Genomic DNA, 24,407 nt, shown 5'->3' with positions numbered 1-24,407 from the left:
CGATCATGGCTGGTACACCGCATGAAATTATTGAAAAAAATACAGGCTTGTTGGTCATCTTTATCGTTATTGCTATTAGCTTTGCAACGCTAGTTGAAATTGTACCGCTGATATATGATAACAAGGGCCCTGAAGATGGTGGGGTGAATGCGCCTCTACCGTCTATGGAACCTTGGACCGCGCTTGAGTTTGAAGGTCGTGACATCTACATTCGTGAAGGTTGCCATGTTTGTCATACCCAAATGGTTCGTCCATTACGTGCAGAAGTTGAGCGTTACGGGCCCTACTCGCGTGCTGCTGAGTCGACGTGGGATCACCCATTCTTATGGGGATCAAAACGTACAGGACCAGATTTAGCACGAGTTGGTGGACGTTACTCTGAGGATTGGCAAAAGCAACATTTAATTAACCCACGCTCACTGGTCCCTGAATCAATTATGCCCGGTTTCCCTTGGCTTGCTACTAACGAAGTCAGCGGAGCGAAGATTCAATCCAAAATGCGCCTATTCCGTGATCGCTTCGGTGTACCTTACACTGAAGAAGATATTGCAGGAGCACCTGATGCTGTGCTTGGCGCCACTGAGCTAGATGCCTTAGTTGCCTATCTTCAGCAACTGGGTACTGCGATGGAAGGACAGCGCTAATGGATAATGTTATTGAATTACAAATTATTGCGACTGTGTCCGCCTTTGTTGCCTTTGTAGGCATTGCATGGTGGGCGTATTCGCCAAAAAATGTAAAACGTTTCGAAGAAGATGCACAACTTGCGCTTGATGATGAGGATATAGAAGCCTGGTCTAAAGAGCAGCGTGATAAGGATAAACCATGACATTTTTTTGGAGTTCTTGGATCACCATACTCAGTATTATGTGTTGGGCGGGTATTCTCGGCGTCTTATTGATGGTACTGAAGTATAAGCCAGAAGTGGAAGAAGATGGTACGACAGGCCATGAATATGATGGTATCCGAGAATATGACAAGGCGCTACCTAAATGGTGGTTAGTGATATTTTTCGGTTCTATCGCTTGGGGTGTCGCCTACTGGGTATTTTTCCCTGGTATGTTTCCAAAACACTGGGAGGGTATCGCCACCGTAGAAGTCGATGGCGAAACCGTGCCTTGGACCTCTCGCAACGAATTGTTCAGTGAGCTTGAGAAAAACAACAAAGTCTTCACTGATAACTTTGAAAAAAGTATTTTGGTGAAAGCGAATGCCACTGGTGCGGCCCAGACCTTGGGTACGCTAAATGATATGCAAGCCACTATGCGTCGTAGTGAGACGCCACCTGCCGACCTGCAAACTCAGATCGATGAAAAAATTGCAGCACTTGCGCCGGCAGTTGAGAAGCTTGCCGAAAACCCAAATGCACTAAAAGTTGGTAGTCGCCTATACTTACAGAACTGCTCGGTTTGTCACGGCTCTAACGCCAAAGGTGCCACAGGCTACCCTAACTTAACCGATAATGATTGGTTATATGGCGGTGAAGCTACCAATATTTTGACCACGTTACACAATGGTCGAGTTGGCGGTATGCCAGCTTGGCGTGATCAAATTGGTGAAGAAGGCGTACGAGCAGCATCAGAATACGTCTTATCACTATCGTCTAATGACGGCGACAAGGGTAACGGCGAGCTTGATAAAATGCTAGTAGCCCAAGGCTCAGCTATCTTTCAGCAGAATTGTGCGCTATGCCATGGTAAAGAAGGTAAAGGTATGATTTCAGCGGGCGCGCCAAACTTAACTGATACTACTTGGTTATATGGTGGTGAGCGCGAAACAGTACGCAATACTTTACGTTATGGTCGTGCAGGCGTTATGCCGAAGTGGGAAACTAAGCTAGGTAATGAGCGTATTATGCTACTTGCTGCGTATGTGTATTCGCTATCGGATCGAGGTGTCCAAACTGACAATACCTCAATCCCTGTTAATACTGTTGCTCCTAAAGCGGCAGTGCCTGCAGCGGCTACTATTAATTAATAGTGCTTGGGTACATTGCTCTATCATAGGATGATAAGATTTAAGAAAAGGAGAACTGTCATTGCAGTTCTCCTTTTTTATGTAAACAATTTTATAGTGCTTACTAAGTGAAGGGTTTTAAACAATTAACGCTTATCAGTTATTAATAAACATATTTTATGTATAGTCAATGAAAAGTAATATCGATACATAACATACTGCTGGCATAAGTTTTTCTTGCTTGCTGTGCCTACGCAGACAGAGGCTGCAAAAAGCTTATACCAGCAGTACCGTGGCGTTTTTAAGGTATTTTAACTATATTTAGCTTTTGTGGCTAGTAATGGCTGAAAACTACACGCAATATAGTCTGCATGTCATTAATTATGGTTGTATAATAATTATTTTTTCGGATTACAACCCCATTTATAACAAGGGGAATGTTAAAATAGTCATTACTAATATCAGTACTAATACCCGTTATTTATAATCGCTCATTCAGTAGTTGGAAGCAGCTTTGCATTGGTTATGCAGCAGACTTTCATTACTTACTGACATTGATAACAGCGCAAGCTCACACACCTTATTTTAAAAATAGGTGTTTGTTACTCATGCCAGCAGACTGATTCTTTTTTTAAAGAGGCAAGTTTATGTCAGCACAATCATCCAATAAAATTCCTGTACAACAGATTGATCTTGATGCTACCAAACATCGTATTCATCCCAGATTTATTACAGGTTTTTATCAAAATATACGTGTTATCACCATGTATTCATTTTTGGCATTATTTTTAATTTTGCCATGGCTACGCTATAACGGTAGGCAGGCTATATGGTTTGATGTGCCATCTCAGCACTATTATATTTTCGGTACCACCTTTTTGACTCAAGATTTTTACTTTATTGCCGCGTTTGCGCTTATCGCCGCCTTCACCTTGTTTATGGTGACTGTTTATGCTGGGCGCGTATGGTGTGGCTATGCTTGTCCACAGACGATTTGGACACATCTGTATCAATATGTTGAAAAGTGGGTGATTGGCGACCGTAACAAACGTATTAAGTTTGATAAACAGCCGATGAGTGCCAGTAAAGCTTTTAAGCGCTTCTTGGTTTACTTTATTTGGTTTGTATTGTCCATGATTACAGCCACTACCTTTGTCAGTTATGTGTCAGGGACAGACGCCCTATATCAAAGTTGGCAGATGATAGGATTTATACCCTTTCCTGATTGGGCAACGTGGATATGGGTGTCAGTATCTATTTTTGCTTTTGCTACTTATGCCAATGCTGGCTATATGCGCGAGCAGATGTGTGTTCAAATATGTCCTTATGGCCGCTTTCAAAGTGTGATGTTTGATAAAGATACCCTGATTGTCTCTTACGATTATGAGCGTGGTGAACCTCGCGGTGCACGTAAAAAGGGAACCAATCCTGAAGATTTAGGGGACTGTATAGAATGTCAGATGTGTGTACAGGTCTGCCCCACTGGTATTGATATTCGTGATGGCCTGCAAGTAGCCTGTATCCAATGCGCCGCCTGTGTCGATGCGTGTAATGAAGTTATGGATAAAGTCGGCTATCCGCGCGGGCTGATTCGTTATACGACAGAACGTCAATTAGCTGAAAAAGAGCAAAGCCGAGTATTTAGTCCACGTTTATTTGCCTACTTGGTATTGCTTGCAGTGTTATGTACTGGGGTCGTATACGCCTTGACCTCGCGCGTACCCTTAGAAATTGATATTCGTCGTGATCGTAATCAGCTGTCCTCAATCAATGCTCAAGGGATGGTTGAAAACAGTTATATCGTCAAATTAACGAATAAAACTCAAGATGAACACACCTACGTCATTACCTTAGTGCCGCAAGATGGTCTGAGTCTACACCTGCGTTTTAATGACGTGCCGTTAGATCCAGGTGAAAGTTACGATATGCCAGTCAGTATTTATGGTGACCCTGCTATTATCAATGAGGGTCAAACCCTCGTTACCCTAAATGTAGTCAGTGAAGGTGGCGAATATAAAGCCAGTAAGGAAAACGTCTTTACCACTCAAGGTCAGTAGGCTAATGCTACGCTCGTTAGCTTGCTCTACTGACGGACTTTTTTTATCAGACACTTAGCAAGTATCTGATAAATCAAGCTATACTGGCTATAATTATCGATTATTATCGAACTGGCCGTAATTAACGGTCAGATTTATCAATTGATACATCTAATAGGTGTTTTATGTCTTCTCAGATTCCATCACCAAACTTTAAACATCAAGATAGCCAGCCGTGGTACAAAAACTACATGGTGATTATCTTTGTTATTGGCATGCCAGCTTTCGTGGTTATTGCCTGCATCTGGTTTGTGTATTACTCCTACCAAATTCGCGATAGCGTGGTACGTGATGATTGGTATATGGATGGTAAAACGCTATATCACGATGTTGGACGCGATAAGCTGACCTATGATTTAGACTTACATGGCGAAATGCAGTTTGCAGATAATGGCGATATTACTTTTTATCTGAATTATCCTGAGCAAAGCCTGCAAACCGGTAAGCTGCTTAATGGTACACCATTGACCTATCCCGATACGCTAGACCTTTCTATTTCGCACGCAACCGATATTAAAAAAGATCGTGATACCGTACTACAACACCAAAGTGGTAATAAATATAGTGCGAAAGTAGACCTAGATGGTGTAAAAGCCAAGTATTATCTGCAAGTCAGTCATAATGGTAAAGATGACTGGCGCATGCAGGATGTGGCAAAGTTACCACGTCCAGAAGTGAGCTTTGATCCTCTACCGGTCTTTGCTAAAAGTTAGGGTATGGCAAAAATTTCGACGCCCTAGTTTGTGTCGTATTGTTTTGATGGTTTTGTAATGACAGAAATTTTGTTAAAATAGCGGTTTTTCAGCCATTGATGACACACGCTACTATGACCAACGCTATGCTTCCCATTACTAAAAATTCTACTGGCAGTTCTATAGACAACCCTGTTGAGAGCACCCAAAACGCTATTGTCTTGCTGTCAGGTGGTTTAGATTCGGTCACTTGCCTTTATTGGGCAAAGGCGCGTTATGCGTCAGTCACTGCCGTTAGCTTCAACTATGGCCAGCGTCATAACAGTGAGTTAGTGGCGGCAAAAACTATCGCCGAGACTGCAGAGGTTACACACCGTATTATTGATATTGATATTGCCCAACTCGGCGGTTCCTCATTGACTGACCATAGCATGATCGTACCTGACGGCGATGCAGACAAGTTCCCTAGCAAAAAGCGCGATGAAATAGATAACGAGGCTATTCCGAATACTTATGTACCAGCGCGCAATACCATATTTCTATCTTATGCGCTTGCGGTTGCTGAAGTGACCGACTCCAACCATATTGTTATTGGGGTCAGTTCAGTCGATTATTCTGGCTACCCTGATTGCCGCCCTGAATATATCGCCGCCTTTGAACATATGGCCAACCTAGCGACCAAAGCTGGCGTGACCGGCCACCATTTAACGATTCAGACCCCACTACAGCAGTTATCAAAGGCCCAGACCATTGAGCTTGGTTTGACGCTTGGGGTGGATTATGGGCAAACCATTTCTTGTTATCAAGCGGATAGCCAAGGACGAGCCTGTGGTGTATGCGACAGTTGTACGCTACGTCGCCAAGGGTTTACACAGGTGGGTATCGCTGATCCCACTCATTATCAACCTCAGTATTAGCCTTTTACCATCCAAGCCCTCTATAACCCTATTCCATTAATAATATTTCACTAGCAATACTTCATTACCGTAGAATAATTAAACACAAGCGTAACATTTACTTGCATCAACACAGCACGCGTGTGGTTTTTTTTGCTAACAATAATTGTTATGGTATAAGCCACTATATTTATATTAAACAGATATAGTGCTGGCAGACAAAAGTCTCATACCTAATAATAATACTGGTAACAACGTGTATTGATAGGAGAGCAACCTTTAAGTCAACTATTGGTGAATACTGATGTTATTTATTTAACCTCTATTCAATTCTTTATTTTATTGACGCAGCTCCTAAGAGGATATTTATGAATTTATTGAAAATACTACCCTTGGCACTGATTGGTCTGATCGCCATGCCGCAAGCAAATGCTATAGATATTAAGCAAAATAATATCGACCAGTGTATTAGTGGTGCAGTCAAATATAAAGTTGCTGACCAAGGTACCGCCACTAAACTATGTAATTGCACCATTGGTGTCCGTAGCGAAATGACCATCGGTCAGATGTGGCAAATCGAAAGCTATGCTCAAGATAAAAAAGACCCTTCAGCGCTACCCTACGTGAAAAAAATGCAGCAAGATTTACAAAAATGTACATCAGGATTGGATCTAAAACAACCACAAAAGCCAGCTTGATTGCAAAGGCAATAAAAACGATAAAAAAGACTGGCTATCGCCAGTCTTTTTTGTTGCCAGTAGTTGCCAACAAACCAACAAAGTGTAAGACTGCTTGTATAAAGTATTCAACAATAACAACTAAATTAAAACCATAAGGAATTTACAATGGCTAAGCCGACCACAGAGATAATTGCTCTACCTGATTTTCCAATCACAATAGTCCGTAAACTAGATAACAACTTTATTCATGATGATATCAGCCTAAAAGAGCTGATTGCCAATACGCACAAGGGTCTTATTCTCTATTTTTATCCAAAAGACAATACCCCAGGCTGCACGGTGCAGGCGAATGACTTCACCACTAATATTAATACTTTCGACGATCTCGGCTATGACATCATTGGAGTCTCACGTGATAGCGTTGAGTCTCATGAAAAATTCATTGATAAATACGACCTACAGATTCCACTGATCAGTGATGGCGATGAAAAGTTATGCCAATATTTCGAGGTTATTAAAGAAAAGAATATGTATGGCAAAATTACATTAGGTCTGGTGCGCTCAGCTTTTGTGTTTGATAAAAACGGTGACCTGACTCATGCACAGCGTAATCTACGAGCAGCAGGCTATACCGATCGCTTACTGACAACGCTAGCAGAGTAATAAGGTCATAAGTACTAACAACAACCCTGTCATAATGAACTGGGGCATCGCTTACACCTCTACTTATAGATTTTAAACGATGCCTGGGTTTCATTTATGCAACATCTTACTACCTATTTTATGCTGCAAGAGACTTAGCAACGCTTTATTATCAAAGTCCATTACGACGACAAGCAATTGTTGAATAATAAAAAACTAAATCTAAAGATAACCATAACGATTCACTAAGCCTTTAGGGATGATATGAATAACTTATCTGAAAAATCGTCTGATCGTAGCTCCAGTAAAGTAATCCGGGAAGTAGATGTAGCAGTCATCGGTGCCGGTACAGCCGGACAGAATGCATTTCGTCAAGCCAGCACAACCACCGAAAATATCGTCATTATTAACGATGGCTTTTGGACGACTGTTTGTGCCACTGTGGGCTGTATGCCAAGTAAATTACTGATTGCCGCGGCTGGTCGTGCTCATGACGCTAAGTACTCTGATCAGTTTGGTATCCATGCTGATGTCAGAATAGATGGTAAGCAAGTCATGGCTCGCGTTCAATCAGAGCGCGACCGCTTTGCAAGTTTCGTCACAGAACAAGTCGAAGGCTGGCCTGCGGATAAAAAGATATCGGGGCGCGCCCATATTAATAAAGACGGTCTGATTGAAGTGAATGACGAGCTGATTAAAGCTAATAAAATCATCGTTGCCACCGGTAGCTCACCATTTATTCCAGATGGCTGGGCAGATAAGCTGGGCAAGACACTTTTGACCTCCGATAATGTCTTTGAATTGCCAGACTTACCCGTATCAATGGCAGTGATTGGTGCAGGTTCAGTGGGCTTGGAGTTGGCGCAAGCATTCACTCGTTTGGGCGTAGCAGTGACTTTGTTTAACCGTGCCAATCGGGTTGGTGGCTTACAAGACGAAGATATCAATAACAAGGCTATTGACTGCTTAGGCAGTGATCTGACCATGCACTTAAATAGTGAAATCGAGAATGTTGGCACTCAAACTGATGAAAACCAAGACCTAGCAGCTTTTGTTAATTATAAAGATAAAGATGGCAGAAGTAGACAATGGCAAGGTGAATATGTCTTAGTAGCTACTGGACGCCGTAACAATATCGAACAACTGGGGATTGAAAATCTGAGCGTTGAGCTCGATGATAAAAACCGTCCGAAAGACTTAGACAAAAATACCGGTCAGATTGGCAACCTTGAGGTTTATATTGTTGGTGATGCCAACGCTAATATTCCATTATTACACGTTGCCAGTGATGAAGGCTTTAGCGCCGGCAGCGCAATCTGCAAAGACAATACGGATGCTAATGTACGTCTACCTGCCATTCCTTTGTCTATTGTGTTTTGTGAGCCGCAGATTGCCAATGTTGGTATGTCGCTACCCGAAATTAAAGAGTCAGGGCTAGAGTATGTCGTTGGTAACGTCAGTTTCGATAACCAAGGGCGTAGCCGAGTCATGGGTGTTAATTGTGGCCTACTACATATCTATGGCTGTAAAAAAACCGATAAAATACTCGGGGCTAGTATGGTGGGACCTGATGCAGAATATATTACCCATATTTTAGCAGTCGCCATTACCAATGATATGTGCATTAAAGCCCTGCTCGATACGCCATTTTACCATCCAACTATATTGGAAGGCCTGCGTACCGCGCTACGCGATGTGCAAGATAAAATGGCTATCCCTTACCAATCTTATGACACACAGCAAGATGGCTTTTAGTCGCGCGCTCAGTTACACTTTCAAAGCGTTATAAATACTAAAACTCCCATGGATGAGACAATGGCAATCGCTAGTATTACTGATTTTTTTCAAGAGATTATTCGTGATTTACATACTAGTCTTTATCTTGCAGTTGGCGGCTCATTAGAAGAGGACTCGCGTGATTGGACATCACATGCAGTAGAGTTAGTCAGCACAGGTATTAAAATCCTCATACTGCTCGCGGTGTTAGGGTTTTTTTATTGGCTAGCGACTTATATTATTAAAAAAAATAAATCACGTCTGCGCTTGAATGATCGCCGTGCCAAAATTGCACGTTCGATCCTGCGTTATATGTGGATTGTGGCAAGTCTAATTGCCATCATGAGTCAGATTAATTTTGAACCAAACACCGTCAAAGCCACTGCCAAAGCCAGTATTTGGGCAGGTATTTACTATGTATTGTGGGCGTCATCCGATCAAATTATTCATAGAGTGCTGCAGCATTATGGTCTCAATGCTTCTATTGAACAGCTGCTAAAAAATATGTTGTCAGTACTTATTTTGGTGCTGGGACTTGCCAGCGTCATGGCACAATTTGGCTTTGATATTGTCTCACTGGTAGCAGGTCTAGGCATTGTTGGCTTGGCTGTCGGCTTTGCGGCGCAATCAACACTTGCTAACTTTATTGCTGGTCTTACTATTTTAATCGAACAATCTTTTCAAGTTGGTGATTGGATTAATATCAACGATAATGAAGGTCGTGTGGTACTCATCTCACTACGTACTACTCATATCTTGACCCGTGATAACATCACAGTGATTATTCCCAACTCTAACGTCGCCTCTTCCGAGGTAACCAATCTGACCTCCAAAAACTTTATTCGCTTTGATATACGCATGCGTATCGCCTTTGAAGATGATATCGATACTGCACGCGAGGTGATATTGCAGGTACTTACCGATAGCGAAGTGGTATTAAATCGTCCTGAAACGTCAGCGACGGTGGCTGAAGTTGGTGAATATGGTATCTTCTTTATCGTACGCTTTTGGGTCAAGCCAGCTTCTGTTGCCCGCATGCCCAAAATCAAAGAAGGCTTGCAGGAAGGTATAAAACGTGCTTTTGATGCCGCAAACATATCCACTCCCTACCCGCACATGCGCTTGTTAATGCCGAAAGACGTTGATTATCCTATTGCTACTAAGCCATTTGCAACTACCACTCAGCTACTATCAGAAGACAGTTCATCAAAAGTATCATTGACTAAAGACCTTAAGTAGCCAACTTAAGATAACATCAGTGATTAGTCTCTAATAAACAGGCTGGCACCCTGCTAATACTTATTATCTTTCCCCACTGTTTTTCAATAACCGATCTTATTATTTTTTAATTACTCGCTATACTTTAAACGCCTACAGTTTAAACCTCAGCGTGTTAAACCATCTCCCCTGGAATTATGGTAAAATCACCCCTTTTCAACACCTATTTTTATTCGTACATTTATAGCAAAACAGATATAACACTGGTACAAGAAAGACGAGTGAAAACTGTAGCTGGCTTAACAAAGCAGTTATATTAATCGAGTCTGACGCCGTAACGGTTGGCAGTTGTTTTACTGTATTAATTTAGCACACTCAATTTACATACACTCAGTTTATATAATAGCCCACAGGTATCCGTATGACCGAACAAAACACGCCCGCATCTTCACTAGCACTATCGCTCGATCTTATCATTACCTGTGCCGATGGGCTTGAGGCACCGCTGCAAACTGAGCTGACCAGCTTGGGTATTACCAGTGAAATTAAAAGCACAGGTCGTCTGACCGTTACCGGCACGCAGCGTGATCTCTATACTATCTGTTTATGGTCGCGAGTGGCCTCGCGGGTATTAATGCTTATTAAACGCAAAAACATCAATGCTGAGTACGATGTAGCAGAACAGCTCTATGGCTTAGCAAAGTCAGTCAATTGGACGGAACAGTTTAATTTGGAACAGACCTTTGCGATTCGTTTATCGGTCGATAAACGTGTGGCCGTCAGTCAGCAGTTTGCTATGCTGCGCATTAAAGATGCAATTGCCGATACCTTCAATGAAGCCTACGACAGCCGGCCAAACGTGGATAGTAAAAATCCAGATTTTGCGATTTTTGCGACAGTCAATGACAAGCAAGCGGAACTCTATTTAGATTTATCCGGTACCAGCTTGCATCGTCGTGGTTACCGCGTGGCGATGACTGAAGCACCATTAAAAGAAAACTTAGCAGCAGCCCTGCTCTATAGTGCCGGTTGGCATAAGCAAAATGAAGCAGGTGATGCGCCTTATTACAATGCCTTAGTCGATCCGATGTGTGGTTCAGGAACCTTTATCATCGAAGCGCTATTAATGCATTGTGATTATGCAGTAGGTATTGATAAAGCGGCCAATCAGTTTGGCTTCTATCAATGGCAACATCATGATGAAAAGCTATGGCTAGCAATGATTGATGATGCGCAAACACGTTTTCGTGATGCTTTAGCTATCGCCTGTGAGCAACCAGATACGCTACCGCTTATCTTGGGGTTTGATGCCGATAGTGGCGCTATTGTGGCAACTGAAAAGAACTTAATCGCTGCCGGTTTGCAAGACTTATTGCCATTAATAGATCTTGAAACCCGCGCCCTTGATCAGCTCAGTAACACCTTGCGTCCAATGATCAATGATGGCAGATTGAGTAATCCGCTGATTATTACCAACCCACCTTATGGTGAACGTCTTGGTGATGAAGAGATGATTAAGCCGCTATATCAAGCGATAGGTCTTATTTTGCAAGACAGCTTTGCCGGTAGCGGTATTGACCCTATGCTAGGTATTCTTGCTGCCAAAGTTGAACAAGTTGACATTTTACCCATTAAAGACCCAAAAACCTTGCGTTGCCATAATGGTGCGATTACCGTTTATTTCCGCTATGGCCAACTGATTGCTGGGCAAGTGGGACATTTAATGAGCCGTTTTGAAAAGCGTGAAATTGAATCTGAGGAAGGCCAAGATTTTATCAATCGCTTACAAAAGAATCTAGCGCGCCTCAAAAAACAAGCGGCTAAAGACCAAGTCAGTAATTTACGGGTCTATAATGCCGATTTGCCTGACTTTAAAGTTGCTATCGACTTGTATGGCGACTATGTACATGTGCAAGAATATGCACCGCCCAAAACCATTCCACCTGAAACTGCTAGAAAACGTTTTAACTTAGCACTAATGGGTATCCGTGAAGTGTTTGGTATTAACCGTGAACAAATTTTTATCAAAACTCGCGCCCGCCAGTCTGGTAATGAGCAGTATAGTAAGCAAGGCAATACTGAAAAGCGCGGCAAATTCTACGTTGCCCGTGAAGATGACGCGTACTTCTATGTTAACTTCACTGACTATCTCGATACTGGATTATTTATTGATCACCGTAATATGCGTGCACGTATCAAAGCCAACAGTCGCGGCAAAGCCGTTTTGAATCTATTTGCTTATACTTGTACAGCCAGTGTCCATGCAGCCTTAGCTGGCGCGAAAAATGTCACCAGTGTCGATTTATCACAAAATTATCTCGACTGGGGCAAACAAAACTTTGTGCTCAATGGCCTAGATGTAGGCCGACGTAAATATGAGTTTGTGGCCGCTGATATCTTTGAGTGGATTAAAGACAATACTGAACAATACGATATTATCTTTATTGACCCACCAACCTTTTCAAACTCTAAAAAGTTTCAAGGTACCTTTGATGTTCAGCGCGACCATGCCGCCTTAATCAATCGCGCTATGAACCGCTTAACGGCTGACGGCGTGTTATATTTTTCTAATAACTTTACCCGTTTTGAGCTTGATGAGCAGCTGACCGAACGTTATGACATCATTGACATTACCCCGCAAACGATTGGTTTTGATTTTAATGTCAAAAAACCGATTCATCAAAGTTTTGAGATTCGCCATAGCCAAGGGGCCCAATACTAAAATTAGTACTAACGGGAATGCCCTTGCTCAAAATTAAATGGCATCACTGCTAACACTCCGTCATTGCTCAATAAACAGTTTAAATTTGTATCAAAAACTGCAATGGCCTAATCAGTGACCCGATCAGCTTTGATTGGGTCATTTTTTGTTGCTATGATAGAGCGTTACTAAGAAAAATTTTCTATACAGTCAGTCTACAGTGATACGAGTACAAGGAAGCGAAGAGCAAGTGATACAATAGTATCGCTAGCAATTCTGACAACCTAGTCGTTTTATAATAGGCATACTCCCTTACGCTAATAACAAGGATACATCATGGCTTTATCATTGAATAAAGGCGGTAATTTATCGCTAACCAAAACGGACCCTAACCTAAACAAACTACTTATTGGACTTGGCTGGGATGAGCGTGCGACCTCAGGTGCAGAGTTTGATCTTGATGCCAGCATATTCTTGGTAAGCACTGCCGGCAAAGTACGCGGCGATCACGACTTTATCTTTTACAACCAACTCAAATCAGACAATGGGGCCGTTGAGCATACCGGAGACAACCGTACTGGCGAAGGCGATGGTGATGATGAAGTCGTCAAGGTAAATCTAGCTCAAGTGCCTGCTGATGTCGATAAGATAGTAGTCACCGTTACTATTCATGATGCTACTGCCCGCAGCCAAAACTTCGGCCAAGTCGCCAACGCTTTTATCCGCGTTGTGAATGAAGAAACGGGTACTGAAGTGGTACGTTTTGATTTAGCAGAAGACTATTCTGTTGAGACCGCAATGGTATTTGGCGAAGTCTATCGTCACAATAGCGAGTGGAAGTTCCGTGCGGTTGGACAAGGTTATGCAGGCGGTCTACAAGCAATGTGCCAGCAATATGGCGTTGACATCTAAATTTATATCACTGCTAAAAACCCAAATACATCTGGTTGCAAAATAGTCACAACTTGCTATAGCAAAACGACTAATAATGCCTTATGTTTCATCTAAATTTATGCCTAAAAAGTGGTTAGTAATAGCCACTTTTTTGTGGTCTGTCGCTATAGTGGATCGACCTTAGCTTTACGCAACCAGACAGGACATGTCATGAGACATTTTTATTTAGACTTTATCTTTACGGCTATCGCCCTAATGGTGGCAGCCTGGTGGGGATATTCACATGGTGGTATGGGCGGGCTGCTAGCCACGCTGTCGATTACCGCTATTTTGGCCGTCATGGAAATTTCGTTGTCGTTTGATAACGCAGTGGTCAATGCCTCAGTCCTTAAAGGCTGGGACGAATTTTGGAAAATGATTTTCTTAACCGTGGGTATCTTGATTGCGGTGTTTGGTATGCGCTTAGTCTTCCCTATTGTCATCGTTGCGGTTACCGCTGACTTGGGTATGATGCAAGTCATCGACTTAGCATTAAACAATCCAAAAGAATACTCAGCAAGATTAATGGCCCATCATGCTGAGATTTCAGCATTTGGTGGTATTTTCTTACTATTAGTGTTCTTAAACTTTGTGTTCGATGATAAAGATGTGCATTGGTTTGAGTGGCTTGAAAGCCGTTTAGCCAAGCTGGGTAGAGTTGATGCTATGAGCGTCTTTATTGCGCTTATCGTCTTGATGATTGCGGTCACATGGGCTCCAGCTGAACAGTCATTTGCTGTTTTAATCGCCGGTATTTGGGGTATTTTGATCTATTTGGGCGTACAGGTGATATCCGGTATGCTTGAAGGCGACATTGAAGAACAGCTGGATGACCAAGGTAATAGTACTGGCGCTGCAACTAGCGCAATCATGAGAGGTGGTATTATCGGCTTCTTATATTTAGAAGTCCTTGACGCCTCATTCAGTTTTGATGGAGTGATTGGTGCATTTGCTATTACCAATGACGTGATCGTTATTATGCTAGGTCTGGCCATTGGTGCTATGTTCGTACGTTCTATGACCATTTTCTTGGTGGACAAAGGCACGCTCGATGAGTTCATTTACTTGGAGCATGGAGCGCATTATGCTATCGGTGCCCTTGCCATCATTATGCTATTGTCGGTGAAGCTCCATGTGCCAGAATTAATTACCGGCCTTATCGGTATCGCCTTTATTGGCTTGGCATTACTCGCTTCGTTGAAACACCGCAAACAAGAAGCCCAAAAAACCACTTGATAACCAGTGTAATCGGTTTGGTTTGAATCGTTCAGCTTAAAGAAAAATAGTATTTACCGCAGGTTATATCATACTTCTTGATATAACCTGTTTTTGTTTTATAGCCTAGCATTTAATAGACAGCGGTTAGCGAATGGCATTTGACCCATGAATTCTCATATTTTATAGCTGGTTTTTTTTCTCGTTATGGCGCATTTTATCGCCAGTTCTGGCCTAGTATTCCCAATAAATCACTCACTTACTTTTTAATAACAATACCTTACCTACTATAGTTGAGCGTGTTAAAAGAGTGTCAGATGTACAGGGTTATTATGTTCCTTAGTAAGCACACAAAATTCGCCTTGCTTAGTCAGTAAGTGCTTAGTATAGTAAAACGTAAGGTAATTCAAGGCGAATGGTAATGGTCGCAACATTATAAGATTGCGCATCGATCTTAAATTCGGCATTATTTTTCTCTATCAAATTTTAATTACTACACTAAGGGACAATAATATGGCTATTAGCTTAACGAAAGGCGGCAACGTAAACTTATCAAAAGAAGCGCCAGGCTTAACCAACATCACGGTCGGTTTAGGCTGGGATCCACGTGCTACTGACGGTAAAGATTTTGACCTAGATGCCATTGGATTTTTGGTAAACGAAGCAGGTAAAGTCCGTAATGATCAAGACTTTATTTTCTTTAACAACCTAAAATCAGATAATGGTGCCGTTGAGCATACTGGTGATAACCGTACGGGTGAAGGCGATGGCGATGATGAAGCAATCAAGGTGAATCTAGCTAATATTCCAGCTGACGTTAGTAAAATAGCGCTCTGTGCTATTATCTATGAAGGCCAAGGTCGCAGTCAAAACTTCGGTCAAGTTGGCGATGCTTATATCCGTATCGTTAATGATACTGGCGCTGCTGAAATTGCCCGTTATGACCTATCAGAAGACGGCAGCACTGAAACAGCAATGATTTTTGGTGAGTTATATCGTCATAACAGCGATTGGAAATTCCGCGCAGTTGGTCAAGGCTTCAGCGGTGGTTTAGGTCCATTAGCCGCTTCTTATGGTGTTAATATTTAAGTTTAGACTTAACTGACTAAAACCTTCAAGACATAAAAGGCGTCAATCAGACGACTGGTTGTGCTTCATAAGCTGTCAAGTGTGCCTTTTTGAACACATTTGATGGCTTTAAAATTAATAATATACCGAAAAACTGTCATTCAGAATCAGATATTTAAAATACATATTAAAGAATAAGAATAGGGACTTACGCCCATGGCCGCCACCTTTAGCTTAATCGGTACGATCGAACCATTTTTGCATTGCAATCTTAAAAAAGGCGATTCGATATATTGCGAAGCCAATGCCATGGTGATGATGGAGTCCAACCTTGAGCTCAAAGGTAAATTACAAGGCGGACTCGTACAGTCATTGATGCGACGCTTTGCTAATGACGAGTCATTATTTCAACAACAGATTGAAGCAGTTAATGGCGAAGGCGATTGCCTACTGGCCCCAACGCTTGATGGGGATATGCAAATAATCGATGTTGGTACGCAGCAATATACCTTAAGTGATGGTGCTTTTGTTGCAGCACAAACTGGGGTCGATATCAAAGCCAGCATTCAGCGTAATTTAGGCGGTGCAGTGTTTGGCGATACCGGTGGCTTTATGGTCATGCAAACCCAAGGTCAAGGCCAAGTGGTGATATCAGGCTTCGGCTCACTGTTTGAGATTGATGTGGCTCCAGGTAAAGACGTCATCATTGATAATGGTCATGTGGTCTGCTGGGATTCGAATTTAGACTATAAACTGTCGGTCTCAACCAGTAAGAAAAAAGGTATTATGAGCAATATTATCAACTCGGTCACCAGTGGTGAGGGTATGGTATTGAACTTCTCAGGCACGGGTAAAGTCATCATCTGCTCACGCAATCGTGACAGCTATCAGAGCTGGCTACAAAGTGTCTTAGGCACCAGCTCAGGTGGACGTGGCGGTAGTAACGGCTTTTTAGGAAATATTTTATAAGCGGCCATTTTCAAAAGAATAATATTTATTCGAAAGAATCATATTTAAAGAAAGAACCATATTTAAAGAAAGAACCATATTTAAAGAAAGAACCATATTTAAAATAGCACATTCTATTTATTTATTTTATAAGGATTATCGCATGGCAATCAGTCTACAAAAGGGACAAAAAATATCCTTAAGTAAAGAAGCGGGTGGTACTCTCACCCAAGTCAAATTAGGTCTTGGTTGGGACGTGGCACAAGCACCACAAGATAAAAAAGGCGGATTTTTAGGTAAATTGTTCGGTGGTGGTAGTGGTGGCAGTGGCGATTCTATTGATTTAGATGCGTCGTGCATTATGTTCGATAGCAACAAACAGCCAGTTGATGCCATCTGGTTCAGTCAGCTAAAATCAAAAGATGGTAGTATCGTTCATACAGGTGACAACCGTACTGGTGACGGTGATGGCGACGATGAAGTGATCAATGTTGACCTCTCAAAAGTACCTGCTAATGTAGTGTCACTAGTGTTTACCGTTAATAGCTTTACCGGTCAGACCTTTGAGACCGTAGAAAATGCTTTTTGTCGCATCGTTAATGCCGATAATAACACCGAGGTGGCGCGCTATAACTTATCGTCACAAGGTACTCATACGGCAATGATTATGGCCAAAGTTTATCGTCATAATGATGAGTGGAAAATGCACGCTATCGGCGAAACTGCCTCGGGTCGTACTTTTCATGACTTGATGCCTACTATCACACCGCATGCGTAACTGATTTTGAGTTTTAACTAACTTGAAACTATTCAGTTAAAAAAACCAGCCCCTCTATTATCTTATAATAGAGGGGCTGGTTTTTTGGTTTAAACATTTTTGTTCAGTGGCCATTATATAGTCAATGAACAGTAATATCGATACATAACATACTACTGGCATAAGTTTTTCTTGCTTGCTGTGCCTACGCAGACAGAGGCTGCAAAAAGCTCATACCAGCAGTACCGTCGCGTTTTTAAGGTATTTTAACTATAACTATTATTTGCGGCCACGTTTCCAGCTAAAGCCCCAATTAAAGGCTTTGTCCATTTCTTGATGACCTTTAAAGTATTGGTTAATACGCTCAACGTTGATACTACCCTGTTGATTCACTAAGCGTGCAATGGCACACATCGGCAAATTACCTGTTCCTTCCGTCAAGCGGGTCTCAATTGGTGGCTGATCAGGCGCATGAATGGTGACTACCCCATCGGTCTCCGCCCAATTGGGTGCACCTTCATAGATGAAAGCAAAGATAAATACTTCTTCAATTTGCGACCACTGCTTACCATTGATATCAAGCCACTCGCCATCGCTGACCTGCCCTGTTCTGTCGTCTCCACGCAAGCACACGTAAGGCGCTGACTGTAGGCTACCAAAGCGATCTCCTAATGCTTGAATCAGGGTTTTTTCTCCATTTTTGAGATGAATCATCGCCCCCACATCAAGGTCTATACCGCCAGCCTTGTGTTGTTTGAACAAATCCCCTAATAAACCCTTTTTGGGTGCTTGCTTGTCAATGTTCGGACCTTGATTCCAGTTAAGATTGACGGATATTTTACCAAAATCATCACGCTTGGTTAGGTTGATGCTCGATTGATTCTTAGTTAAGGTGATTTTGCTTAAATTAATAGCGGGTTTTGCAGCAGCATTAGTCGCTGGTATTGGTGGTGGCGTACTGGTTTGACCTGAATTGCCCGCTTTTTGAGTATTGATCGGTCTTTGAGTGTTAATAGACGCAGGCGGATTATTGCTTGAAGAGCGATTAGCTGACGGTTGAGCGGGAACAGGAGCCTCATCCGCAATTTCAACACCGAAATGTTCGGATAAGGGCTTCAACCCACCGTTAAAGCCTTGGGCGATAAAGCGGAACTTCCAACTGCCTTGTCGGCGGTAGCACTCTGCTAGGATGATGGCTTTTTCCGTCCGGCCCGCAGCGTTGAGTTGACAGCTAAGCACTACCTGATTGCCTTGTAAAACTTGAATATCAACATCACCAACTTGTGCTAAGGTTTGCGCGCTAGAAAATGCCAAAGCAATCTTCTCAATGTTTGCAGGTTGTGCAGGCAAATTGATATCAAAGAATCCATCACTGTCATGGCCACGAAAGCTCAAACTACCATCATCACTGCGCGTCTGCCCATAAAAAATCATATCACCATCGCCGCGCACACGACCATCAGTGGTCAAGCAATAAGCAACACAATCAATAGAATTTTGACTCACAATACGGATGCTGATGTTGTCATTCGGTAGAGGCGCATTCGCACCAGCAATCAAAGTTTGGCTCATAAGGTGTCCTTAGGATTAATTATAATGGGTCGCGCTAACTGTCATGTAAAAAAACCACGTAAAGCAGTGTCAGACTAGCATAGGTTTGGCTGCATAGTATGGGTGACTGCTATACGATTATGACGGTCTTAGCTATCGCTGTATATTAGCATGAATGGCGCTAGATACTGGCTGGGTTGCTGAGCAAGTCTCATTTTTGATGGCCGTGGCAGAATAAGTTAGCTTAAAGAATCGCCACCCTGATAATATTGACCCACCAACCCTATGCATTGTTTTATCACATGCATTGATAACACAAGCATTTATATATCGCGACATTTGTATATAATGGCTGTGGTATCAATTAGCGGTAGTCTAAGTTAATGTGCTATCGCTTAAAATATGCTATCACTTAAAATATGCTATCACTTAAAATATGCTATCACTTAAAATATGCTATCACTTAAAATAGTCTTGCTGCATGATCATATTTTATCAATAATACTGATCATTCTATTATTATTGCAGAATCACTACTCTACTAAAATTATTACGCTACTAAGACAGTCATGACATCTAATTATCCAACTGCGAATAAAGCCAACCATAGCGCTGAGAGCATCATGAATAACCCCGTTAGTAATAGCAGCAACCTTGATAACAGTAACAATCATAACGTGCCGTCAGCTGTTTGGCTGGCTGAAGGTCAGTCAAGCCAGCGTGATATGCTAGCAAGCCTACAAACACTAAAAGCAAGCATCGCTACTCCGATCACCGTCATCGCCTCGCACCGGCAGAACCGCCCAGAAATTTTTGAATTTGCTGATAAAGTCTATTATGAGCCCAGTGTCAATAAAGCGGCTAGCACTATAAGTCCTGACAACGTAGACCCTAGCAACGTGAACCCTAGCAATATAGATACTGGCAACATAGATACTGATGGTATCAGCATTGACGACCAACCAATATCACCTGAAATAGCGCTACCACGTTGGCAATTTGTGTTAAACCAGGCCAAAGAAAACAATACTAAAGTATTGCTCACAGGGCGTAATGGTATCGATTATGAAGCGCAGCGTGATGCATTTAGCGCGGCAGGTATTCGCTTATTAACTGGGGCGACTAGTGTCACGGCCCTAGAATGTATTGATGATAAGTTCGCCTTTATGCAGCTCTGCCAGGCACAAGCTATTCCAGTAGCAGAATGTTGGCGCTTTGATAATATCTCTGAGCTAAAAGCGCTACTTGCTAAGCATGGCCATCAGCCGCTATGCGTTAAACCGGTTACTGGTATTTTTGCCCAAGGATTCTGGCGACTAGACTCCGGTAAAGAAGATGGTGAGCAGTATGACAGCTTCGATCATTTATATTTTACTGAAGATAAAAAAATAAGTACCGAGCAGTTTATTCACGCTTATACCAGTAGTAAAATGGTACAAGAGCAGCCTATTCCGATGTTGTTAATGCCTTTTCTAGCAGGTCAGGAATATTCTATTGACGTGGTATGTGAGTACGGTGAGGTACTCGCGGCCGTGACTCGTCATAAGACCGGTAAAGTTCAGCATATCGGCTATGATGACGCCGTGATGGATGTGGTTATACCCTTGATTAAAGCATTCGACTGTGATGGTATTGTTAGTGTCCAAACTAAGGCCGATGATACTGGGCAGCATCGTGCCCTTGAAATCAACAGTCGCCCCTCTGGTGGTATCGGTTACACCGCCCATAGTGGTGTGGATTTAACCCAAGTAGGATGTGCATACTGGCTAGGCTTGACGGCTAAGCCTAATTTACAGGACCTCATTCAGCAAATTACCCCCTGTCAGGTACGCTCCGTTACCATGAGTGTAAAGATTGAAGAAGAAAAGTTAGACTAAAGCAGCAGTTGGCCTTTCTAAGGGTACTCGTAAATAAGGGTGCTAGTAGCTTAAGCCATTAGCACCCTTATATTAGATTACTCAAAAACGTCTATCATGAGTCTTATTTATTAATCCTCTCGACGAGTCGCTTTCAATCCCTTAAATGACTATTATAATGTCGGTGGCGTACCTTCAGTATTAGAGAGCACAGCATCAATTTGTATCAAAGCATCCATGGGGATGGCTGACACGCCAATGACGGTTCTAGCAGGCAAGTCACTGTTAAAGAAGGTGGTATAAATATCGTCTACCGCGTCGATATCAGCAATGTTTTTAAGTTGAATATTTATTTTAACGACATCGTCCATGTCATGATTAATACTATTCACAATAGCTTTGATATTCTCTAAGCACTGTGTTGCCTGCGCAGCTATATCACCTGTCACTAGCTTGCCTGATTCAGAGTTGATAGGCAATTGAGCTGAGAGATGATTGTAATGAGAGAAAGCCACCGTTTGGGTCGTAAGCTTACTCTTTGGTGCATTTGATGTGTTGTTGGCTTTTATAACGATGCCATGTCTGTCTTCAACTGCTTGCGGAGGTGTGCCATCACCATATGAGACCACAGCATCAATTTGTACTAACGCATCCATCGGTAACGCTGACGCGGCACTAAGGGTCCGTGCAGGCGTGTAGCCCACTGTTCTAGCAATAGCCGAATCTGGGAAGAAGGTAGTGTAAGCCTCGTTTACAGCGTCAGTATCTGCAAGGTTGGTCAAAAAGATATTTATTTTAACAATATCATCAAACGGCACATCGATACTCTCTAAAATGGCCTTAATGTTTTTTAGGCATTGTCCGGTCTGCTCTTTTACGCCGCCAGCAACTAAACTACCGGTCTTAGGGTCGACAGGCAGTTGTGCTGAGATATTATTGTAATGAGAAAAAGCCACTGTTTGGGTCGATATGGAGTTTTTTGGGGCATTATCGGTGTTCTTTGCTACTTTTATCAGATCACAAGGTGCTTGCGGATGAGTCCCTTCGCCGTTTGAGATAATGGCATCTACTTGGATCAAGGCTTTATCCATAGGTAGCGCGCTTACTGCTATAACCGTGCGTGTAGGCAGGTAGCTTTGGAAAAAGTTAGCATAGACAGCATCTACAGCGGCAATATCGGTAATATTTTTTAGAAATATAGTTATTTTGACGACATCATTCATGACATGGTCAATACTCTCTATAATGGTTTTAATGTTATTCAAGCACTGGGTTGCTTGTGCGGTTATATCACCTGCAACCACCTCATTGGTTTTTGGATCAATAGGTAATTGGCCAGATAGATAATTATAATGAGAAAATGCCACCGTTTGGGTTGATAGTGAAAATTTTGGGGCACTGTCTGTGTTTCTTGATGCTTTTATGATGGTATTATTCATATGTAGATATGTCCGATTTGATATATAGTTTTTGGTTTGGTATAGCTTTTAAATTGATGCTGTTTTTTCTAAACTTGCTTATTTTGGAAAGAAACAATGAGAGCGTGTTGAACATTCACAAGCAGATACTGCGGCTGGTTAATCAAAGCTGTGTTCTAGACAAGATGCAAATTGCAGATAATGCAAGTGCCTTAGCTAGATTTGCAGCGCACGGCTTATACACATTTTACCTATAAACATTAGGGGGCAGTTTTAGCATCAGTCTCTCTTTATAAATAGCTGGGGACAAGACACTTTTTTGCCGCTACTGTGCTTAAAAAAGCCGCTTAGAATAACTAAGCTAGATAGTTTGCCTTGAAAGCGCCTGAGAAATAGTCGCTGTCAGTGTCAGTGTCATAATCAAGTGTTCAACACGCTCTACAGCTACAAAGCCATCAACGGCGGTCGACAAGTTTACCATAGTAGCGATTAATACACTTTCCTAATAACCTTCGTTTAGGATAAGTAAAAAATAAAGAAGAGATTCTAATTTATTAAAGTCAATTTAGCCAGACAAAAATTCTAGCATTATGGTTGTGATAGACTTGCGGCAATCAACAATAATATACAAAAGCTTTGTAAAAATACGGGATACATCTAAGCGATGACTGACACTCACAATGATGCTAGCACTGACAATTTCCATAAGCGTACCATCACTCTACCCCGTGGTACGCTCGAACTGACCTATCAAATAAATACTGCGACCAAACGTTCGATTAATAGTAAAAATTTTAATGCAGCCAAACAGCCTTATCAATTAGAAGACTTGCTTGGTTTTGCCCAACGTATTAATCCAAAGCGGGCATTTCTGTTTGTCTCAAAGGTTTTGGGGCGGCATATTCCAGTTACGCCCACTATTATGCGTAACACCTTCACCGATTTAGCAGCATTAGTACCCAACAATCTACCTGAGCCCATTGTCGTGGTTGGCATGGCGGAAACTGCGGTTGGATTGTCCGCTGGCGTCCATCAAGCGTTACAAACGCGATATCCGAACGCCTTATTGCTTAACTCCACCCGTCACACGCAGCACGATGACGATAATAATGCTGCTGCAGACACTTTACTGGCTACCTTTAGCGAAGACCACAGCCACGCCAGCCAACATTTGATTTATCAGAGTCCAGATCAAGTCACTCAAGAGCAGTTACTCGCCAGCAAAACCTTGATAATGGTTGATGATGAAGCCTCAACTGGCAACACCTGTATTAATGTGGTTAACGCCTTATATAGTGCAGGACTGTCACAATTAGCACAGGTGCATCTGACGACCTTGGTAGATTGGTCATTAGGTCAAGCGGGTATGGACGATACGCTGTCAAAACGCCTACCAGATATCGACTTTTATCGTCATCACCTACTATCTGGTGCGTGGCAATGGACAGATGCGCCCAACCCTGAACCGATTACCATGCCATCGGTCGATACCACTGCAGCTGGCAGTCAGCCGCTCGGTGATACTGGCAACTGGGGGCGCTTCCCGACTCTTGATAGCACGGCTGGCTTTATCAATTATTTGACTCAGTTTCAGCAAAGGCTTACTAACTTTAAGGGTCAGGAAAGTTTTTCTGATGTTTCATTACCGCCGCGCACATTGGTATTAGGCAGTAATGAGTTTGTTTGGTTGCCGTTCTTGTTGGCTGAATGGTTAGAAAACGAAGCAGCAGTCCAGGCAAGAAATAAAAGCTCTGAAGCTACTGCAATGGTTAAATTTAGTGCCTTAACTCGCTCGCCTATCGCCACTGGCAGTGCAATTACCACCATGTTAAGTTTTACTGATAATTATGGCCTGGGTATGACCAACTTTGCCTATAACGTCAACCCGAATGACTGGGATTTGATTGTACTGTGCGTGGAAACAGCCATTAATAGTGTTGATGCCCTGTGGACAGATTTAGATAACGTGCTAGTGATAGGTCCTATGCCTTAAACTATTTGATA

At 42.4% G+C, this 24,407-nt stretch carries 20 protein-coding genes; 18 read left to right on the top strand and 2 right to left on the bottom strand.

Annotated elements, in window-relative coordinates:
• Positions 1 to 5: 5 nt before the first annotated feature.
• The 16 genes from ccoO (at position 6) to H4W00_RS06310 (ending at position 17,599) form a co-directional block, all read left to right on the top strand.
• Positions 6 to 644, top strand: coding sequence for a cytochrome-c oxidase, cbb3-type subunit II (ccoO, locus tag H4W00_RS06385; RefSeq protein WP_209956750.1), 639 nt, complete (start codon positions 6 to 8; stop codon positions 642 to 644).
• Positions 644 to 829: a cbb3-type cytochrome oxidase subunit 3 gene (locus H4W00_RS06380; RefSeq protein ID WP_209956749.1), complete on the top strand. Its 186-nt coding sequence runs from the start codon at positions 644 to 646 to the stop codon at positions 827 to 829. Before ccoO ends, H4W00_RS06380 begins: the two co-directional genes overlap by 1 nt.
• Positions 826 to 1,977: a cytochrome-c oxidase, cbb3-type subunit III gene (ccoP, locus tag H4W00_RS06375; protein WP_209956748.1), complete on the top strand. Its 1,152-nt coding sequence runs from the start codon at positions 826 to 828 to the stop codon at positions 1,975 to 1,977. Before H4W00_RS06380 ends, ccoP begins: the two co-directional genes overlap by 4 nt.
• Before the next feature lie 626 nt (positions 1,978 to 2,603).
• Complete coding sequence (ccoG, locus tag H4W00_RS06370) at positions 2,604 to 4,013, top strand: cytochrome c oxidase accessory protein CcoG (RefSeq protein WP_209956747.1); 1,410 nt, start codon at positions 2,604 to 2,606, stop codon at positions 4,011 to 4,013.
• Positions 4,014 to 4,177: 164 nt separating this feature from the next.
• Positions 4,178 to 4,765, top strand: a complete 588-nt coding sequence (locus H4W00_RS06365; protein ID WP_209956746.1) for a FixH family protein — start codon at positions 4,178 to 4,180, stop codon at positions 4,763 to 4,765.
• A 125-nt stretch (positions 4,766 to 4,890) separates the two neighbouring features.
• Positions 4,891 to 5,661, top strand: a complete 771-nt coding sequence (gene queC, locus H4W00_RS06360) for a 7-cyano-7-deazaguanine synthase QueC (RefSeq protein WP_209959003.1) — start codon at positions 4,891 to 4,893, stop codon at positions 5,659 to 5,661.
• Positions 5,662 to 6,008: 347 nt separating this feature from the next.
• Complete coding sequence (locus H4W00_RS06355; RefSeq protein ID WP_209956745.1) at positions 6,009 to 6,338, top strand: hypothetical protein; 330 nt, start codon at positions 6,009 to 6,011, stop codon at positions 6,336 to 6,338.
• 147 nt (positions 6,339 to 6,485) lie between these two features.
• Entirely contained in the window at positions 6,486 to 6,983 is a 498-nt protein-coding gene (locus H4W00_RS06350) for a peroxiredoxin (protein WP_209956744.1), read from the top strand.
• Between the two features lie 243 nt (positions 6,984 to 7,226).
• Complete coding sequence (locus tag H4W00_RS06345) at positions 7,227 to 8,717, top strand: dihydrolipoyl dehydrogenase (RefSeq protein ID WP_209956743.1); 1,491 nt, start codon at positions 7,227 to 7,229, stop codon at positions 8,715 to 8,717.
• Between the two features lie 60 nt (positions 8,718 to 8,777).
• Positions 8,778 to 9,977, top strand: a complete 1,200-nt coding sequence (locus H4W00_RS06340) for a mechanosensitive ion channel family protein (protein WP_327192234.1) — start codon at positions 8,778 to 8,780, stop codon at positions 9,975 to 9,977.
• A gap of 400 nt (positions 9,978 to 10,377) precedes the next feature.
• Positions 10,378 to 12,678: a bifunctional 23S rRNA (guanine(2069)-N(7))-methyltransferase RlmK/23S rRNA (guanine(2445)-N(2))-methyltransferase RlmL gene (gene rlmKL, locus H4W00_RS06335; RefSeq protein WP_209956741.1), complete on the top strand. Its 2,301-nt coding sequence runs from the start codon at positions 10,378 to 10,380 to the stop codon at positions 12,676 to 12,678.
• A gap of 315 nt (positions 12,679 to 12,993) precedes the next feature.
• Positions 12,994 to 13,569: a TerD family protein gene (locus H4W00_RS06330; protein WP_209956740.1), complete on the top strand. Its 576-nt coding sequence runs from the start codon at positions 12,994 to 12,996 to the stop codon at positions 13,567 to 13,569.
• A gap of 192 nt (positions 13,570 to 13,761) precedes the next feature.
• Positions 13,762 to 14,826: a DUF475 domain-containing protein gene (locus H4W00_RS06325; RefSeq protein WP_209956739.1), complete on the top strand. Its 1,065-nt coding sequence runs from the start codon at positions 13,762 to 13,764 to the stop codon at positions 14,824 to 14,826.
• Positions 14,827 to 15,318: 492 nt separating this feature from the next.
• Positions 15,319 to 15,894, top strand: coding sequence for a TerD family protein (locus H4W00_RS06320; protein ID WP_209956738.1), 576 nt, complete (start codon positions 15,319 to 15,321; stop codon positions 15,892 to 15,894).
• A gap of 195 nt (positions 15,895 to 16,089) precedes the next feature.
• The gene (locus H4W00_RS06315) at positions 16,090 to 16,842 is read left to right on the top strand and encodes a TIGR00266 family protein (protein ID WP_209956737.1); all 753 of its coding nucleotides are present in this window, start codon (positions 16,090 to 16,092) and stop codon (positions 16,840 to 16,842) included.
• A 142-nt stretch (positions 16,843 to 16,984) separates the two neighbouring features.
• Positions 16,985 to 17,599, top strand: a complete 615-nt coding sequence (locus H4W00_RS06310; protein ID WP_209956736.1) for a TerD family protein — start codon at positions 16,985 to 16,987, stop codon at positions 17,597 to 17,599.
• Between the two features lie 258 nt (positions 17,600 to 17,857).
• Here the strand turns inward: H4W00_RS06310 and H4W00_RS06305 are convergent, their stop codons facing one another.
• Positions 17,858 to 19,150, bottom strand: a complete 1,293-nt coding sequence (locus H4W00_RS06305) for a TerD family protein (RefSeq protein WP_209956735.1) — start codon at positions 19,148 to 19,150, stop codon at positions 17,858 to 17,860.
• A gap of 602 nt (positions 19,151 to 19,752) precedes the next feature.
• Here H4W00_RS06305 and H4W00_RS06300 point away from each other — a divergent pair.
• Positions 19,753 to 21,006: an ATP-grasp domain-containing protein gene (locus tag H4W00_RS06300; protein WP_209959000.1), complete on the top strand. Its 1,254-nt coding sequence runs from the start codon at positions 19,753 to 19,755 to the stop codon at positions 21,004 to 21,006.
• Positions 21,007 to 21,158: 152 nt separating this feature from the next.
• Here the strand turns inward: H4W00_RS06300 and H4W00_RS06295 are convergent, their stop codons facing one another.
• Positions 21,159 to 22,424 (bottom strand): RidA family protein, encoded by a 1,266-nt coding sequence (locus tag H4W00_RS06295; RefSeq protein ID WP_209956734.1) that lies wholly within the window; start codon positions 22,422 to 22,424, stop codon positions 21,159 to 21,161.
• 643 nt (positions 22,425 to 23,067) lie between these two features.
• On the opposite strand from H4W00_RS06295, the gene H4W00_RS06290 reads away from it, so the two are divergent.
• The gene (locus H4W00_RS06290; protein WP_209956733.1) at positions 23,068 to 24,396 is read left to right on the top strand and encodes a phosphoribosyltransferase domain-containing protein; all 1,329 of its coding nucleotides are present in this window, start codon (positions 23,068 to 23,070) and stop codon (positions 24,394 to 24,396) included.
• Positions 24,397 to 24,407: the final 11 nt, after the last annotated feature.

The organism is Psychrobacter sp. PL19 (genome assembly GCF_017875835.1).
Classification (GTDB): Bacteria; Pseudomonadota; Gammaproteobacteria; order Pseudomonadales; family Moraxellaceae; genus Psychrobacter.
This window is presented reverse-complemented; position numbering and strand designations above follow the sequence as displayed.

Excerpts from the sequence above, each read along its gene's own strand:
- ccoO (WP_209956750.1), top strand. The coding sequence starts at position 6 with ATGGCTGGTACACCGCATGAAATTATTGAAAAAAATACAGGCTTGTTG.
- H4W00_RS06380 (WP_209956749.1), top strand. The coding sequence starts at position 644 with ATGGATAATGTTATTGAATTACAAATTATTGCGACTGTGTCCGCCTTT.
- ccoP (WP_209956748.1), top strand. The coding sequence starts at position 826 with ATGACATTTTTTTGGAGTTCTTGGATCACCATACTCAGTATTATGTGT.
- ccoG (WP_209956747.1), top strand. The coding sequence starts at position 2,604 with ATGTCAGCACAATCATCCAATAAAATTCCTGTACAACAGATTGATCTT.
- H4W00_RS06365 (WP_209956746.1), top strand. The coding sequence starts at position 4,178 with ATGTCTTCTCAGATTCCATCACCAAACTTTAAACATCAAGATAGCCAG.
- queC (WP_209959003.1), top strand. The coding sequence starts at position 4,891 with ATGCTTCCCATTACTAAAAATTCTACTGGCAGTTCTATAGACAACCCT.
- H4W00_RS06355 (WP_209956745.1), top strand. The coding sequence starts at position 6,009 with ATGAATTTATTGAAAATACTACCCTTGGCACTGATTGGTCTGATCGCC.
- H4W00_RS06350 (WP_209956744.1), top strand. The coding sequence starts at position 6,486 with ATGGCTAAGCCGACCACAGAGATAATTGCTCTACCTGATTTTCCAATC.
- H4W00_RS06345 (WP_209956743.1), top strand. The coding sequence starts at position 7,227 with ATGAATAACTTATCTGAAAAATCGTCTGATCGTAGCTCCAGTAAAGTA.
- H4W00_RS06340 (WP_327192234.1), top strand. The coding sequence starts at position 8,778 with ATGGCAATCGCTAGTATTACTGATTTTTTTCAAGAGATTATTCGTGAT.
- rlmKL (WP_209956741.1), top strand. The coding sequence starts at position 10,378 with ATGACCGAACAAAACACGCCCGCATCTTCACTAGCACTATCGCTCGAT.
- H4W00_RS06330 (WP_209956740.1), top strand. The coding sequence starts at position 12,994 with ATGGCTTTATCATTGAATAAAGGCGGTAATTTATCGCTAACCAAAACG.
- H4W00_RS06325 (WP_209956739.1), top strand. The coding sequence starts at position 13,762 with ATGAGACATTTTTATTTAGACTTTATCTTTACGGCTATCGCCCTAATG.
- H4W00_RS06320 (WP_209956738.1), top strand. The coding sequence starts at position 15,319 with ATGGCTATTAGCTTAACGAAAGGCGGCAACGTAAACTTATCAAAAGAA.
- H4W00_RS06315 (WP_209956737.1), top strand. The coding sequence starts at position 16,090 with ATGGCCGCCACCTTTAGCTTAATCGGTACGATCGAACCATTTTTGCAT.
- H4W00_RS06310 (WP_209956736.1), top strand. The coding sequence starts at position 16,985 with ATGGCAATCAGTCTACAAAAGGGACAAAAAATATCCTTAAGTAAAGAA.
- H4W00_RS06305 (WP_209956735.1), bottom strand. The coding sequence starts at position 19,150 with ATGAGCCAAACTTTGATTGCTGGTGCGAATGCGCCTCTACCGAATGAC.
- H4W00_RS06300 (WP_209959000.1), top strand. The coding sequence starts at position 19,753 with ATGAATAACCCCGTTAGTAATAGCAGCAACCTTGATAACAGTAACAAT.
- H4W00_RS06295 (WP_209956734.1), bottom strand. The coding sequence starts at position 22,424 with ATGAATAATACCATCATAAAAGCATCAAGAAACACAGACAGTGCCCCA.
- H4W00_RS06290 (WP_209956733.1), top strand. The coding sequence starts at position 23,068 with ATGACTGACACTCACAATGATGCTAGCACTGACAATTTCCATAAGCGT.